The organism is Spiroplasma endosymbiont of Colias croceus, from assembly GCF_964020095.1.
In the GTDB taxonomy this organism is placed as follows: domain Bacteria; phylum Bacillota_I; class Bacilli_A; order Mycoplasmatales; family VBWQ01; genus Spiroplasma_E.
In genome coordinates this window covers 1,257,700-1,273,249 of record NZ_OZ026536.1, presented here as the reverse complement: position 1 = coordinate 1,273,249, position 15,550 = coordinate 1,257,700, and the positions used below count along the sequence as shown (strand labels likewise).

The 15,550-nt window shown below is 22.2% G+C and carries 19 protein-coding genes and 1 pseudogene; 12 read left to right on the top strand and 8 right to left on the bottom strand.

The features are described 5' to 3' along the window. Positions 1-504 precede the first annotated feature (504 nt). Both AACL24_RS07945 and AACL24_RS07940 read left to right on the top strand, forming a co-directional pair. Positions 505-714, top strand: a complete 210-nt coding sequence (locus AACL24_RS07945; protein ID WP_338987396.1) for a hypothetical protein — start codon at positions 505-507, stop codon at positions 712-714. 71 nt (positions 715-785) lie between these two features. Further along, positions 786-1,139, top strand: coding sequence for a hypothetical protein (locus tag AACL24_RS07940; protein WP_339045960.1), 354 nt, complete (start codon positions 786-788; stop codon positions 1,137-1,139). Between the two features lie 134 nt (positions 1,140-1,273). Here AACL24_RS07940 and AACL24_RS07935 read toward each other — a convergent pair whose 3' ends face one another. The 4 genes from AACL24_RS07935 to AACL24_RS07920 form a co-directional block, all read right to left on the bottom strand. Then, on the bottom strand, positions 1,274-1,477 hold the full coding sequence (locus AACL24_RS07935) for a transposase family protein (RefSeq protein WP_422398088.1): 204 nt from the start codon (positions 1,475-1,477) through the stop codon (positions 1,274-1,276). Positions 1,478-1,671: 194 nt separating this feature from the next. Further along, on the bottom strand, positions 1,672-2,079 hold the full coding sequence (locus AACL24_RS07930) for a transposase family protein (RefSeq protein WP_339045908.1): 408 nt from the start codon (positions 2,077-2,079) through the stop codon (positions 1,672-1,674). Between the two features lie 23 nt (positions 2,080-2,102). Beyond that, positions 2,103-2,525 (bottom strand): transposase family protein, encoded by a 423-nt coding sequence (locus tag AACL24_RS07925; protein WP_339045912.1) that lies wholly within the window; start codon positions 2,523-2,525, stop codon positions 2,103-2,105. 343 nt (positions 2,526-2,868) lie between these two features. Continuing rightward, positions 2,869-3,989, bottom strand: a protein-coding gene (locus AACL24_RS07920; protein WP_339045958.1) for an IS3 family transposase whose coding sequence is annotated in 2 segments (ribosomal slippage) — positions 2,869-3,746 and positions 3,746-3,989 — 1,122 coding nt in all. Because the reading frame shifts where the segments join, the coding sequence is not laid out codon by codon here. 436 nt (positions 3,990-4,425) lie between these two features. On the opposite strand from AACL24_RS07920, the gene AACL24_RS07915 reads away from it, so the two are divergent. The 5 genes from AACL24_RS07915 (at position 4,426) to AACL24_RS07895 (ending at position 6,514) form a co-directional block, all read left to right on the top strand. Continuing rightward, positions 4,426-4,806, top strand: coding sequence for a hypothetical protein (locus tag AACL24_RS07915; RefSeq protein WP_338987394.1), 381 nt, complete (start codon positions 4,426-4,428; stop codon positions 4,804-4,806). A 135-nt stretch (positions 4,807-4,941) separates the two neighbouring features. After that, on the top strand, positions 4,942-5,364 hold the full coding sequence (locus tag AACL24_RS07910) for a transposase family protein (RefSeq protein ID WP_339045912.1): 423 nt from the start codon (positions 4,942-4,944) through the stop codon (positions 5,362-5,364). A gap of 23 nt (positions 5,365-5,387) precedes the next feature. Continuing rightward, positions 5,388-5,795, top strand: coding sequence for a transposase (locus AACL24_RS07905; protein WP_339045955.1), 408 nt, complete (start codon positions 5,388-5,390; stop codon positions 5,793-5,795). 289 nt (positions 5,796-6,084) lie between these two features. Then, positions 6,085-6,231: a hypothetical protein gene (locus tag AACL24_RS07900; RefSeq protein ID WP_339045953.1), complete on the top strand. Its 147-nt coding sequence runs from the start codon at positions 6,085-6,087 to the stop codon at positions 6,229-6,231. 118 nt (positions 6,232-6,349) lie between these two features. Next, positions 6,350-6,514: a hypothetical protein gene (locus tag AACL24_RS07895; RefSeq protein ID WP_338956862.1), complete on the top strand. Its 165-nt coding sequence runs from the start codon at positions 6,350-6,352 to the stop codon at positions 6,512-6,514. 15 nt (positions 6,515-6,529) lie between these two features. On the opposite strand, the gene typA is transcribed toward AACL24_RS07895, so the two are convergent. Then, on the bottom strand, positions 6,530-8,374 hold the full coding sequence (typA, locus tag AACL24_RS07890; protein WP_338956865.1) for a translational GTPase TypA: 1,845 nt from the start codon (positions 8,372-8,374) through the stop codon (positions 6,530-6,532). A gap of 309 nt (positions 8,375-8,683) precedes the next feature. Between typA and AACL24_RS07885 the strand changes: the two genes are divergently transcribed. The 3 genes from AACL24_RS07885 (at position 8,684) to AACL24_RS07875 (ending at position 10,895) form a co-directional block, all read left to right on the top strand. Then, on the top strand, positions 8,684-9,124 hold the full coding sequence (locus AACL24_RS07885) for a transposase family protein (protein WP_339045950.1): 441 nt from the start codon (positions 8,684-8,686) through the stop codon (positions 9,122-9,124). 140 nt (positions 9,125-9,264) lie between these two features. Then, entirely contained in the window at positions 9,265-10,503 is a 1,239-nt protein-coding gene (locus AACL24_RS07880) for an IS256 family transposase (protein ID WP_339045948.1), read from the top strand. 17 nt (positions 10,504-10,520) lie between these two features. Beyond that, positions 10,521-10,895, top strand: a complete 375-nt coding sequence (locus tag AACL24_RS07875; RefSeq protein ID WP_339049418.1) for a transposase family protein — start codon at positions 10,521-10,523, stop codon at positions 10,893-10,895. A 51-nt stretch (positions 10,896-10,946) separates the two neighbouring features. Here the strand turns inward: AACL24_RS07875 and AACL24_RS07870 are convergent. Then, a pseudogene (locus AACL24_RS07870) lies at positions 10,947-12,186 on the bottom strand (IS256 family transposase). Between the two features lie 269 nt (positions 12,187-12,455). Then, a complete protein-coding gene (locus AACL24_RS07865; protein ID WP_339045946.1) occupies positions 12,456-13,145 on the bottom strand; it encodes a hypothetical protein in 690 nt (229 codons plus the stop codon). A 326-nt stretch (positions 13,146-13,471) separates the two neighbouring features. Here AACL24_RS07865 and AACL24_RS07860 point away from each other — a divergent pair, with 326 nt between their 5' ends. Further along, complete coding sequence (locus tag AACL24_RS07860; protein WP_339045944.1) at positions 13,472-14,134, top strand: FMN-dependent NADH-azoreductase; 663 nt, start codon at positions 13,472-13,474, stop codon at positions 14,132-14,134. 111 nt (positions 14,135-14,245) lie between these two features. Further along, the gene (locus AACL24_RS07855; RefSeq protein WP_339045942.1) at positions 14,246-15,214 is read left to right on the top strand and encodes a BspA family leucine-rich repeat surface protein; all 969 of its coding nucleotides are present in this window, start codon (positions 14,246-14,248) and stop codon (positions 15,212-15,214) included. Between the two features lie 36 nt (positions 15,215-15,250). Here the strand turns inward: AACL24_RS07855 and AACL24_RS07850 are convergent, their stop codons facing one another. Next, positions 15,251-15,418 (bottom strand): hypothetical protein, encoded by a 168-nt coding sequence (locus tag AACL24_RS07850; protein WP_339045940.1) that lies wholly within the window; start codon positions 15,416-15,418, stop codon positions 15,251-15,253. Positions 15,419-15,550: the final 132 nt, after the last annotated feature.

Here is a 15,550-nt window from a genome sequence, read left to right as displayed (position 1 = left end):
AAAATAAGATAAAAAACTTTATTAAAAGTAATAATAATTACTATTTTAATGTTTAAGATTATTAATTTTCAAAAAATAAAAAAATACATCAGTAATTTATACAACTAATTGTTTATATAAATTTCTAATCTAATAAAAGTAAAATGTCAATAGATTATTTGTAATCATGTAAAATTAACTTAGAAAAAATTTAAGGGCTTAGAAAAGAGGTTTGTAATTTATATCAGAAGAAGATGAAGAAAAAAAGAAAAAGAAGAAGAAATCAACAAAAATTATTGCTGGTCTTATCGGCTCTGCAGCTTTAATTGGAGCCACCATTGCTGGTGGTATGACAGCTATTGCTGAAACAGAAGGAGAAAAAGAAGAAGAAGAGGAAGAAAAAAATAAAAAAAATCAAATGGTTCGATCTCTAAACAATCATCAATTAGTGATAATAAACGAATTTTAGCAGTAATTTTAAAAAGCAAAACAAATTTGCAATTAAAAACTGAAGACAAATTGAAAATGACAAGTCCAGAAACTGTAAAGGAGGTTATTAAAGAGAGACTAATTGAAAGTAATCCACAATCAAATTTAATAAAAGAAAAAATTATTTTAGGTAATTTAAAATATAATAATATGAACATTAAACCAACTACTTTAACAGTTGAAATGACTTATGATGACCCTTTAGTTATTGGAAGTGTAATTTTAAATATAATTTATCCAAAATAAAAGATAAGCAGAACTTGTTTATAAAATGACGCAAATTTATATATATTAAGAAAATTTAGGGAGTTATTTATATGCAAAATAATTTAAATATAATGTTTTTAGTTAATTGATCAGATTTTTCAATAAAGGACTGAATAATCATAGGATTATCAATATTATTATTAATGCTAACTTTTATTTTTATTTTAGTTATTTTTCTTTTTAAAAGAAAAAGATTTAAGTTTAAAATAAACAATATTATAAGTGATAATTTAGTAAAAATAGGTAAAAATAATTATAAATTTTCAAGTAGAAATGCTTTTATACTCTTTAATGAAATTAAATCAATAATTTTAGATAAGCGTTATAAGTATTTTTATAAATTTAAAAAGAGATATAAAGATGGTAGTTTAAATAATAGACTTCTTGCAAAACTATGATATTAATCACATTTTTTAAGTTTAAAAATTTATTTTAATAACACTTTTAATATTTTTTAAAAATTATTGTTCAAAATATGTTTTATTTTTTGTCATTAAAATACAACAAAAATTATTATTTCAAATAAAAAAATAAAATATTAAATTATCAAATATATGTAAATTAATAATTGTAAATTATAAATTGAAGCTATTAAATTAAATCTTAATGCAATTTTTTTTCTTCTATTTCGATATTTTTCACTAATAATTTTAAATTTTTTAAGAATCGCAAAAACATGTTCAATAACAACTCTCATTTTTGAAATAGCCTTATTATTTTTCTTTTCTTCTTTAGGACATATTCCGTAATTAAATTTAATTAATTGTCAATAAAATTGTTTTAAAACTATTTAGTGTTATTGAATATAGAAATAAATATTTTTTGAAAAAATAGTTTAAAAAATGAGTTTACATTTTAAACAAAAAATTGTTAATAATATTTTTATATTAACTCGATAAAAATTTAAATTTTAAAAAAATATTTTTAATATTTTTTTTATTTTAATGGTTTTATTTTATTAAAAATTTCACAAAGTAAGTTAAATCTTAAGTACATAAGTCTAAATTTAGATTTTCTACATTTATTTACTAAAATTTTGAATCTTTTCAATCAAGCAAAGACATGTTCAACTTTAATTCTAATTTTAGATACAATCTTATTGTATTTTCTTTCTTGTTTAGTTAATTTTTTATTTTTAGTTCTTTTAATTGGTATTATTGTATTTTTATAAATATTTTGTATACCTTGATATCCTAAATCACCAATAATTATTGTTTTTTCTGAAAATTCAAGATTTGAATTTTTTAATATTTGAAAATCATGCACTTTACCATTATCAGCAAAAATATCAACAATTTTTTTATTAAAAAAATCATATACAATTTGAAATTTTATAGAATACATTCAACTTTTACCAGAAAAATATTCTAACTGTAGTTTTTTTTAGTTGGTCTTTCAATTTCAATCTCAGTTGAATCAATTAAATAAAATTGAAATTCATTTGAATTTTCTTGTTTTTTATCAATTTTTAATTTATATCTTTCTTTTAAAAATTGGTAATCTTTGTGGTTACTAAGTTTATTTTCTACTCAAGTAATATTTCGAAAACAACTTGATGGGCTCATTTTAGATTTAATACTCATTTGAAAAAAAGTATAATATTCTTTTCAGTATAATAAAGTCATCATTAATCTTTCTTCTACTGAAAGTTTATTTTTTCGACCTTTATTTTTTTCTAATTTTTCTATTTCAATTAATTTTTCTAACATTTCATTAAAATGAAAACGTTTTATACCAAAATATCTATAAAATTCTTCATTTTTTAATTTTTTTAAATTTTCAAAAATCATTTTTATCAACACTTTTCTAAATTTATTGTTAATAACAAAATTATAAAATAAATTTTAAAATTATTAATTGACTTTTAAAAAATTTAATTACGGAATATGTCTTTAGTTAAAGGGTTTTTCTTTGATTTTCGTTTAGGTAATAAGACATTTTTATGTATGTTTTGTATACCTTGATATCCTAAATCTACTAAAATAGTTGTTTCTGATAAAAATTTCGTTTTTGAATTTTTTAAAATTTTAAAATCATGATTTTTACCATAAGAAAAATAAGAACTTATAATTTTTTTACTATCTTTTTCAATTATGACTTGAGTTTTTATTGGAATGGCAACACTTTTTAGGACTATTTTTTGGTAAACATTTGTTGTTGATATTTAACTGGAGTTAAGTAGTTTAAAGTGCTGTGAATTCTTATATTGTTATATCAATTGATGTAATCAAATAATTCTAATTTTAATTGGATTAATGATGTAAAATTTTTATCATTAATAAATTCGCTTTTAAAAGTTTTAAAAGTTGCTTCAGCAACAGCATTATCATAAGGACAACCTTTTTTACTTAAAGAACGGTTAATGTTGAATGCTAGTAAAAGTTTATCAATAATTTTATTGTTAAATTCATTACCGCGATCACTATGAAATATTTGAATATCTTTTAAACAGCGATTTGATTGCATAAATGCTTGATGTACTAATGATGCATCTTTTTTAACTCCAACACTATGTCCGATAATTTCGCGGTTAAATAGGTCTATTAATAGGCAAATATAGTTTCACCTACCATTAACTTGTACATAAGTTAAATCACTAACAATAACTTCATTTTTAATCCTATTCTTAAATTTTCTATTAACAAGATTAGTTATTTGACTATCGTTAACTTTGTTATTATGATTTTTGAATGATAATTTAGTATATTTTGATATTAAATTATGTTCATTCATAATTTTTTTAATTTTTCTGCGCGATAAATAAATTTCTTGGTTTTCTAGAATTTTTTTTAATCTTCTAGTACCATAAACTTCTTTATTTTCTTTAAAAGCACTAATAACAGCTTCATCATAAATATTATTTTTGATTTTATTTTCTTTTTTCTTTAAATTAAAATAATATGTTGATTTAGATATTTTTAAAAAACGACACATTGTGCGAATTTTATATTTAGCTTTATTTTTGACAATAATTTCTATTTTCTGCCTATTATTAGTGCTGCTTGCTTTAAAATATCATTTTCCATTCGTAATTGCTTTAATTCTTTTCTTAATTTAATTAATTCATTTTCTTCAAAAGAACGATTATCTTTAGTTTTAAAACTTCCTGAATTACTAAATTGCTTAATTCAATTGTAAGTAGCTGCTCTTGTAACATTATATTCTTTAGCAAGGCAAGATACTGATTTGCCACTTTGATATAAAGCTACTATTTGTTTTTTAAATTCATCGCTATATGAGTTAATATTGGCCATAATTATAGTTCCTTTCTTTTAACAAATTTGTTTACTTGTCTACGTAATTAGTGTCCAATAAATTGTAACCCATCCAAATATTATTTAAAAAATGAAAAAGAATTAAAGAAAAAATCAAAACCTTTATTTGAAAATAAAAAAAATGATAAACCCAGTGATGCTGTTAATAAAAAAGATGATAAAAAAGTTAAATTTGTTTTTGATGATCAAGAAATGACAGTAAAAATTGAAGAAGATAAATAAAACTACTCAATTGAGTAGTTTTATTTATTTATAACTATTTTTTATCTTTTAAAAATATGTATAAAAATTTAACACCAAATATTCTAGATATTATGATATAATTCTTTAAACTTAATTTAATTTTTCAACTCATTATTTTATTTTTTTAAAGTAAATGGGTTTTTTATTTTTTTTGAAAGGAAGATTAAAAGATATGTATAGTAAAGTTAAAAAAATAAAAAGTATATATAAATTAATTGCTGAAATTAAAGAAGAAATAAAACTTCCAGAAGGATTTGAAGAAAGAAAAATGTACCATGCTTGAGTACAAGAACCACTTTGCAATGTTTTAGATACCACTTGATATCATGAAATTGATATAAAAATTCAAAATATTGAAAAAAGATTAAATAATAATATTAATAAAACTAGTTTAAAAGAAATCAAAATAGAATTGGAAAAAATAACAAAAGAAATTGATCAAAAAAATGGTTGAGATATAGAAAAAGATAATAATTTTATTGATGAAATAAATAAAATAAGTTTATCAATCCAACATAAAACTAAAATTAATAATAAATTTATAGCAAAATAAAAATAGTTACCATTTTGGTAACTATTTTTCTAAAGACATATTCCGTAATTAAATTTTTTAAAAGTCAATTAATAATTTTAAAATTTATTTTATAATTTTGTTATTAACAATAAATTTAGAAAAGTGTTGATAAAAATGATTTTTGAAAATTTAAAAAAATTAAAAAATGAAGAATTTTATAGATATTTTGGTATAAAACGTTTTCATTTTAATGAAATGTTAGAAAAATTAATTGAAATAGAAAAATTAGAAAAAAATAAAGGTCGAAAAAATAAACTTTCAGTAGAAGAAAGATTAATGATGACTTTATTATACTGAAAAGAATATTATACTTTTTTTCAAATGAGTATTAAATCTAAAATGAGCCCATCAAGTTGTTTTCGAAATATTACTTGAGTAGAAAATAAACTTAGTAACCACAAAGATTACCAATTTTTAAAAGAAAGATATAAATTAAAAATTGATAAAAAACAAGAAAATTCAAATGAATTTCAATTTTATTTAATTGATTCAACTGAGATTGAAATTGAAAGACCAACTAAAAAAAACTACAGTTAGAATATTTTTCTGGTAAAAGTTGAATGTATTCTATAAAATTTCAAATTGTATATGATTTTTTTAATAAAAAAATTGTTGATATTTTTGCTGATAATGGTAAAGTGCATGATTTTCAAATATTAAAAAATTCAAATCTTGAATTTTCAGAAAAAACAATAATTATTGGTGATTTAGGATATCAAGGTATACAAAATATTTATAAAAATACAATAATACCAATTAAAAGAACTAAAAATAAAAAATTAACTAAACAAGAAAGAAAATACAATAAGATTGTATCTAAAATTAGAATTAAAGTTGAACATGTCTTTGCTTGATTGAAAAGATTAAAAATTTTAGTAAATAAATGTAGAAAATCTAAATTTAGACTTATGTACTTAAGATTTAACTTACTTTGTGAAATTTTTAATAAAATAAAACCATTAAAATAAAAAAAATATTAAAAATATTTTTTTAAAATTTAAATTTTTATCGAGTTAATATAAAAATATTATTAACAATTTTTTGTTTAAAATGTAAACTCATTTTTTAAACTATTTTTTCAAAAAATATTTATTTCTATATTCAATAACACTAAATAGTTTTAAAACAATTTTATTGACAATTAATTAAATTTAATTACGGAATATGTCCTAAATTAAAAAAGATGCTAAAATCAAGAACATAAACTTAATATAAGTTTATAAATACACTATTTATTTTAAAAAGGAAATATAAAATATGGATATAATGTTAGAGAATAACAATAACGAAAAAACAAAAGATGAATCTATTTTTATACCTTCTCCTGCTATTTTTGTAGAAATTTCATTTGAAAACATTAAAACTAAAAAACAAAAACATGCAGAAAGACAAAAAAATATTTAGAAAAAAATAAATCAAATCCTGAATTTATTAGAAAAAAAGAGAAGGAGAAAAAAGACGCAGAAAAAAATATATTGAAAAGAAAAAAAATAAAGAACTGCTTGATAAGCAAATTCAATTAATGATTAATGAAGTTAATAACTTTGCTAATTATGAAACAATACAGATAGAAGATATATTGCAAGAAAATCAAAAAATTCTGTCTTTAAATGATATTATTGATATTGAATCAGAATATTGAGTATCTACAGTTAACTGTGTAAATTATAATCCTTTTAATCTTTAAAAAAAATCGTAAGTATTACTTACGATTTCTATTTTGTTTACGTTCATTTTCAGTCAAGAATTTTTTACGCATACGAATATTTTGTGGTGTTACTTCAACTAATTCATCGCTAGCAATAAATTCTAAAGATTCTTCTAAACTAAAAATAGTTGGTGGTGTTAATCTAACAGCTTCATCATTACCTGAACTTCTAGTATTTGTTAATTGTTTTGCTTTGCAAGGATTAACATCTAAATCTTTATCACGATTACTTAAACCAATAATCATTCCTTCATACACTTTAGTTTGCGGTTTAACAAATAAAGTACCACGTTCTTCTAAAGAATTTAAAGCATAAGGTAATGTTGTGCCTGTAATCATACTTACTAGAACGCCATTTCTATTATTATTAATTTCGCCTTTTAATGGTTCATATGTAAGGAAACTACGAACCATAACACCAGTTCCGCGAGTAATATTAACGTATTGACGACCAAATCCAATTAATCCTCTTGTTGGAATATGAAAAATAATTTTATCACGAACATTATCAGAATCCATATTAGTCATAATACCTTTTCTTAGATTTAAATTATTAATAACAGTACTACTATATTCAGTAGGATGATTTAAAATAATTTCTTCGACTGGTTCAGTGGTGTGTCCTTTTTCATCTTTTTTAAATACTACTTCCGGTTTAGAAATACCTAATTCAAAGCCTTCGCGACGCATATTTTCAATTAAAACAGATAAATGTAATTCACCACGACCAAAAACTTTAAAACCATCAGCATTACTTCCAGATAATTGTTCTATTTTTAAACCAACATTAGTTTCTAATTCTCTTGTTAAACGTTCTTTAATTTTATTACTAGTTACTAGTTTACCTTCAGTTCCAGAAAATGGTGAATTATTAACAAGGAAATTCATTGACATTGTTGGAGCCTGTATTGTAATTGGTTCCATTGGCACAACATTATCTTTATCACAAATAGTATTACCAATTGTTATATTTTCAATACCCGCTATGCAAACAATATCACCAGCAACAGCGTTTTTAACAGCTACTCGTTTTAATCCTTGATAAACAAATAAATATTTTACTTTAGCTTTTCTTTTTAAATCATAATCATCAACAACAATTATTTCTTGTCCTTCAGAAATAGTACCTTGAAATAATCTACCAATTCCAATTCTGCCAATAAAACTATCATAATCTAATGAACTAATTTGCATTTGTAAAGGCTCATTATATTTTACTAATTTAGAAATTTTAGCATGTTTAATAATTGTTTCAAATAATGGTTCTAAATTTTCACTTGGTTGATTCAATTCATATTGGGCAATACCTTGTTTAGTAATTCCATAAAGTGTTGGAAAGTCTAACTGTTCATCATTAGCATTTAATTCCATAAAAAGTTCTAATACTTCATCTTTTACTTCTTCAATTCTTTGGTCCTTTTTATCAATTTTGTTAATCATTAAAATTGGATTTAAGTTATGTTCTAGTGCTTTTTGCAATACAAAACGAGTTTGTGGCATTGGTCCTTCAACACTATCAACTAGTAAAATAACACAGTCTACTGTTTTCATAATTCTTTCAACTTCAGAGGAAAAGTCAGCATGACCAGGTGTATCAATAATATTAATTTTTGTATTACCATGCATGATTGAACAATTTTTAGAATAAATAGTAATTCCTCGTTGACGTTCTTGATCATTACTATCCATTATTTGTTCAACAATAACTTGGTTTTGATGAAAAATATTTGATTGCTTTAATAAAGCATCAACTAATGTTGACTTTCCAACATCGACGTGTGCTATCACTGCAATATTAATAATTTTTTGTTCAGCAGAAACTTTTTCTTGTTCAGACATTTTTCATTCTCCGTTATTCTTAAATTTTGACATTATATAAATTATACGCAATATTTTTAAATTTAGTAAAATAATTAAAAAAATAATTTATTTAAAATGATTTTTTGACATATAATAATTATTTAAATCTTATGATTTGTGATTTTTTTTCATTTTCATGAGTTTTATTTCTATATTTACTTTTTTCATTATTATTTAAAAAATTATTTTGTTGTATTTGTTCGGTTAATAAATAGACTTCTTGCAAAACCTATCTATTAAAAATTTAATTTTTAAAATAAAATTAAAAATAAAAAAGATAGGTAATCTATGATGTTTGATAAATTAAAAACTATTAACAATCCAGAATTATTAAGATTAACTGGTATAAATGATATTATTTTTAATAAAATTCTAGAAATTTTAAAGACAGAAGAAGTAAAAAAGTTTAAAAATGGTGGTACACCTAATAAATTATCATTAGAAAATCGTTTATTAATGACTTTAGAATATTGAAGAGAGTATCGAACTTATTTTCATATTGCTAAAAGTTATGGAATTAGTGAAAGTAGTTGCTATAGGAATATCAAGTGAATAGAAAATACTTTAATAAAACATCCTGATTTTCAACAACTTGATGGGCAAAAATCACTGTTAAATCATAATTTTAAAGATAAAACAGTTATCATTGATGTGACTGAAAGTACTATTCAACACCCAAAAAAAGTCAAAAACAATATTATTCAGGAAAAAAGAAAAAACATACAATAAAAACTCAAGTCATAATTGAAAAAGATAGTAAAAAAATTATAAGTTCGGTAATGTTTAGTAATCTGTGTAACTTACAAAAATAACTATGTTTAATTAATTCTAGTAAATATAATTAATTTTCTAGAAAGAGTGAGTTACAGATGGCTAAAAAGCAAAATATTAATAATAATGATCCAATATCAAAAGCAGTAGATTTATTATTAGAAAATACTGAAGATTTAACAACAGTTTTTAAAGAGGGAGGATTGTATAAAGAATTAACAAAAAGATTAGTAGAAAAAATGTTGAATTCTGAGATGCAAAATTATTTGGGATATGAAAAGAATCAACATAGTAATAGTGACAATGCTCGTAATGGTATAAGTTCAAAAAAAATAATAACTCAACAAGGTAAAATTGAGATTGATGTACCACGAGATCGCAATAGTAATTTTAATCCTATAATAGTTGCAAAAAGACAAAGAAGATTTGATGGTTTTGATCAACAAGTTCTTTCTTTATATGCAAAAGGTATGACATTATCAGATATTAGAATGCAATTACAAGAGTTATATCATGGTGCTGATATTAGTGAAAGTGTTATTAGTCAAATTACTGATGATGTTATTGATGATGTAAAAGCATGGCAAAATCGACCATTAGAAAGTGTCTATCCGATTGTTTATTTTGATTGCATAGTAGTGAAAGTACGACAAGATAAAAGGATTATTAATAAATCAGTTTATATAGCTTTAGGAGTTGATTTAGAAGGTAAAAAAGATGTTTTAGGTTTATGAATTAGTGAAAATGAAGGTGCTAAATTTTGATTAGCCAATTTCACAGAAATGAAAAATCGTGGCTTAAATGATATTCTTATTGCCTGCAGTGATAATTTAACAGGCATGTCAGAAGCAATACAATCAGTTTATCTTAAAACAGAACATCAATTATGCATAGTTCATCAAATTAGAAATAGTTTGAAATATGTCTCATATAAGCATAGAAAATCTCTAGTTGCAGATTTAAAACCAATTTATACTGCATGTAGTGAAGAACAAGCAATGCAGGCTTTAGAATCCTTTGAAAATAAGTGAAATAAACAATATCCTCAAATTGCTAAATCTTGATATAAAAATTGAGATAATTTAATGGTTTTTATTAGTTATCCTACAGAAATCAAAAGAGTTATTTATACAACAAATGCTATTGAATCTGTAAATAGTCAATTACGAAAAGTTATCAGAAATAAAAAAGTTTTTCCTAATGATATGGCAGTTTTTAAAATATTTTATTTAGCAATTGAAAATATAACAAAAAAATGAACAATGCCCATTCAAAATTGAAATACAGCAATTGCTCATTTTATGATAAAATTTGAAGACAGAATTAATCTAAACTAGTACTTTGTAAAACAAAGATACACAGATTACATAAAAGCCTCATAAGTTCTTATTTTTCTTATGGTAAAAATCATGATTTTAAAATTTTAAAAAATTCAAAAACGAAATTTTTATCAGAAACAACTATTTTAGTAGATTTAGGATATCAAGGTATACAAAACATACATAAAAATGTCTTATTACCTAAACGAAAATCAAAGAAAAACCCTTTAACTAAAGAAGAAAAGAAAAATAATAAGGCTATTTCAAAAATGAGAGTTGTTATTAAACATGTTTTTGCGATTCTTAAAAAATTTAAAATTATTAGTGAAAAATATCGAAATAGAAGAAAAAAATTTGCATTAAGATTTAATTTAATAGCTTCAATTTATAATTTACAATTATTAATTTAAATATATTTGAGAGGCTTTTATGTAATCTGTGTATCTTTGTTTTACAAAGTACTAGTTTAGATTAATTCTGTCTTCAAATTTTATCATAAAATGAGCAATTGCTGTATTTCAATTTTGAATGGGCATTGTTCATTTTTTTGTTATATTTTCAATTGCTAAATAAAATATTTTAAAAACTGCCATATCATTAGGAAAAACTTTTTTATTTCTGATAACTTTTCGTAATTGACTATTTACAGATTCAATAGCATTTGTTGTATAAATCACTCTTTTGATTTCTGTAGGATAACTAATAAAAACCATTAAATTATCTCAATTTTTATATCAAGATTTAGCAATTTGAGGATATTGTTTATTTCACTTATTTTCAAAGGATTCTAAAGCCTGCATTGCTTGTTCTTCACTACATGCAGTATAAATTGGTTTTAAATCTGCAACTAGAGATTTTCTATGCTTATATGAGACATATTTCAAACTATTTCTAATTTGATGAACTATGCATAATTGATGTTCTGTTTTAAGATAAACTGATTGTATTGCTTCTGACATGCCTGTTAAATTATCACTGCAGGCAATAAGAATATCATTTAAGCCACGATTTTTCATTTCTGTTAAATTTGCTAATCAAAATTTAGCACCTTCATTTTCACTAATTCATAAACCTAAAACATCTTTTTTACCTTCTAAATCAACTCCTAAAGCTATATAAACTGATTTATTAATAATCCTTTTATCTTGTCGTACTTTCACTACTATGCAATCAAAATAAACAATCGGATAGACACTTTCTAATGGTCGATTTTGCCATGCTTTTACATCATCAATAACATCATCAGTAATTTGACTAATAACACTTTCACTAATATCAGCACCATGATATAACTCTTGTAATTGCATTCTAATATCTGATAATGTCATACCTTTTGCATATAAAGAAAGAACTTGTTGATCAAAACCATCAAATCTTCTTTGTCTTTTTGCAACTATTATAGGATTAAAATTACTATTGCGATCTCGTGGTACATCAATCTCAATTTTACCTTGTTGAGTTATTATTTTTTTTTGAACTTATACCATTACGAGCATTGTCACTATTACTATGTTGATTCTTATCATATCCTAAATAATTTTGCATCTCAGAATTCAACATTTTTTCTACTAATCTTTTTGTTAATTCTTTATACAATCCTCCCTCTTTAAAAACTGTTGTTAAATCTTCAGTATTTTCTAATAATAAATCTACTGCTTTTGATATTGGATCATTATTATTAATATTTTGCTTTTTAGCCATCTGTAACTCACTCTTTCTAGTCATTTAATTATATTTACTAGAATTAATTAAACATAGTTATTTTTGTAAGTTACACAGATTACTAAACATTACCATATTTGATAATTTAATATTTTATTTTTTTATTTGAAATAATAATTTTTGTTGTATTTTAATGACAAAAAATAAAACATATTTTGAACAATAATTTTTAAAAAATATTAAAAGTGTTATTAAAATAAATTTTTAAACTTAAAAAATGTGATTAATATCATAGTTTTGCAAGAAGTCTAATATGTTTGTATATCATTAAAATTATTTGTATATATAAAACTACTACTAGGTTTTGATATTTTTATTTCGATAAATAAACTGTCTTTAGTGTGTGTTTCTAATGTATTAGTATAATGTTTTTTATTAATTAAAGATGTGTTAATTTTTGTTGTTAATTCTCATATTTGATTTTTATTTGGTAATGATAAATCTAATGGTTCTTGTTGCAGTCTTTGTTTTTTACTTGATAGTGATAAATCTAATGGTTTTTCATTTTTTAATTGTTCTGAAAATTGATGAAATATTGTAAATAAATATTGTAATTCTTCATCTGTTATGTTTTCTTGATTTATTAATTCACCTACAAATAAATTTAATTCAGTTAATATTTCAAATAATTGTTGAGGTTCTTTTTTATATTTATTAATAAAAAAACTAAATTTTTTTATTTGTGCTAAATATTTGTTTAAAATTTTATTTAATTTCTTTTTTATCTTTTTGTTTTTATTAAATTTTCTTTGAATTTTATTTCTGTATTTTCTAATATTTTCTAATTCTAAAAAATATTTTTGTTGTTTATATAAATCATTATTGATACTTGCAATTGCATTAGTTATTTCAGAAATTTTAAATTTGTAATTAATTAAAGTACTAATTTTTAAATTTCTATTCATCAATTCAAGTAATTTTTGTCTTCTTTCATTCATATTTTTGCCTCTTTCTATATTTTTGATAGTCTAATCTCAAATTTCTTAATAATTATCATTTGTGTACAAATACTAAAATTTCTATAATAACTACTTATATTTATTTTTTAGAATTAATATCTATTTAATTTAAAATTTTTTTATAAACTTTTTTAAAAGTTTTACACACTTTAATGATAACACTTTATAGAAATTGATAAAATTATAATAAATATTTCATTTTTTTATAAAACTATATTTTTATTTATTATTTTTTAAAAAATAATAAATAAAAACTGATAAAATCAAATTACAAAGTTATTTTAGATATTTCGGAGGCAAAAATAATGGCAAATAAAATATTAGTAATTCGTTCTTCTATGATTAAAAAAGAACTATCTTATTCTGAAAGTTTAGTATCTCGTTTTGTTAAATATTATCGTGAATTTCATCCAGAAGATTCAATAATTGAATTAGATTTAAATCAAATACCAATGGCAAGTATTACTATTACGCAAAAAAACTTTACTTCATATTTTAATGAAAAAGATTCTGATTATTATATTAATCAACTAAAAAATGTTAATAAAGTTATATATACAACACCAATGACAAATTTTAATGTTACTAGCATGACAAAAAATTATTTAGATCACATCTTAGTTGCTGGTAAAACTTTTGATTATAAATATACCAAACAAGGTGAAGCTAGAGGATTATTACCACATTTAAAAGTTCAAATTTTGGCGACACAAGGAGCACCATATGGCTGATATTTATGAGGTAATCATGCAACTTATTTAAAAGGGACATGAGAATTTGTAGGTGCTAAAGTAGTAGAACCAATTCTTATTTGTGGTACTAAGGTTCAAGAACTTCATCAAAATGATGCTAATTTACTTATTGGTTCTAAAATATTAGCAAAAGGTGGAGGTTTGCCAGCATTAGGGCCAGAAAAAACGATGGATAAATTTGAACACTATATTAAAGAAGCAGCAAAAAAGTTTTAACTTTAAAAAATATAATTTTTGTGAATTTATCTTCAAAAAGTAGTAAAGTAAAATTGGCTTCTTAAATAAAGTCAAAATAATAAAATAGAAGGATGAAAAAATGAAAAAATATTGACAGCATTAAGTGTTTTAACATTTGCATCAGCTGCAGGAAGTTTAACTGTAACTGTCTTAAACACAAGTTCCCAAAAAAATGATGTTTTAAATAATAAAACTCAACAAGATACAATTTACATTGATGAAAATGGCAAAAAAGTAATAACTAATAAGCATAATCTATCATATATAAAAACTACCAAAATTACTCAAATTGGATTTTATAAAAATGATCAGGGAAAAATTCAAGTTGTTAATATGCCAATAACAATTAAAGAAGTCCCAGAACAATTACCACCAGAAATAACTTCTTTGAGTTATATGTTTATTCATACAATATCATTTAATCAAGATTTATCAAAATGAGATGTATCTAATGTAACAAATATGAGTTGAATGTTTTCCGCTGCAAATGCATTTAATCAAAATTTATCATCTTGAGATACTTCAAATGTAACAAATATGAGTTATATGTTTGCTGGTGCAAGAAAATTTAATCAAGATTTGTCAAAATGAGATGTATCTAATGTAACAAATATGAACAATATGTTTAGTAATGCATGAGTATTTAATCAAGATTTATCAAAGTGAAATACATCAAACGTAATAGATATGAGTTGAATGTTTTGCAGTACTTTAAAGTTTAACGGTAATATTTCAACTTGGGATACTTCAAAAGTAACAAATATGAGTTGAATGTTTTCCGCTGCAAATGCATTTAATCAAGATTTATCAAAGTGAAATACATCAAACGTAATAGATATGAGTTGAATGTTTTTATACGCTTTTTTATTTAATGGAGATATTTCATCTTGAGATACTTCAAATGTTACGAATATGAATTTAATGTTTGCTCATGCTTTAAAATTTAATCAAGATTTATCAAAATGAAATGTATCTAATGTTATGAAATACGAAAGTTTTTCTTTTGATTCAGGACTTCATAACTCAAAAAAATTACCAAAGTTTAAAAAAAATTTTTAATAATTTAAAATACTAATTTAAGATTTTTATAGTTTTTTATCCTAAATCTTCGTCCTTTATTAGAATTTCACGATTAGGATTTTGTTCAATTATTAATTGTTTGTAAATTGTATCACGATATTTTACACAACCATCAATAACATTATCTAAAGGATTTAGAGCAGTACGCACTTCAAAAAGATCTCCTTCATATTTTTGACGCATTGGTTTTGTACCTTTTTCAGTTTTAACTTCAATATAATATTCTTTAGCTAATTCTTCTTCAATAAATTTATCAACTTTTTTAATATAAGCTCCACCACCACAAATTGTGATTCCCTTACCTTTTTTCTTTAA